The sequence below is a fragment of the Flammeovirga sp. AWQ4_249 genome (assembly GCF_056161045.1).
Genome location: NZ_JBSWYJ010000127.1, coordinates 1 through 422 on the forward strand (window position 1 = coordinate 1; position 422 = coordinate 422).

The 422-nt window shown below is 31.8% G+C and carries 1 protein-coding gene; it reads left to right on the forward strand.

Annotated elements, in window-relative coordinates:
• A partial coding sequence (locus ACXAHM_RS26375) for an IS3 family transposase (protein WP_474967072.1) occupies nucleotides 1-302 on the forward strand: 302 nt, incomplete at its 5' end.
• Nucleotides 303-422 lie beyond the last annotated feature (120 nt).

Sequence of the window (422 nt, forward strand, 5' to 3'; positions counted from 1 at the left end):
TCCATTCTGATCAAGGGGTCCAATATATCACAGAGAATTTTCAGAAAGATTTAAGAAAGAATCATGTAATCCAAAGTATGAGCCGAAAAGGCAATTGCTGGGATAACGCAGTAGCTGAAAACTTCTTTAAAATTTTAAAGTCAGAAATGGTTGACCATAAGTATTATTACTCTTTCACACAGGCTAGAAATGACATCTTTGAATTTATCGAGGTTTGGTATAATAGAAAGAGAATTCACTCTGTTTTGGACTATAAAACACCAGAACAATTCATGAAATTATATAATCAGAAGGTGGCTTAACTTTTTATCCGAAAAAAGGTTGCAAATCCAAATTAAGTGAAGAATGAGCCATTGGTATAATAGTTAAGGTTTCTTGGTCGATACAATAACTATTTTTTGGCTTATAAATAAAAATGAGTC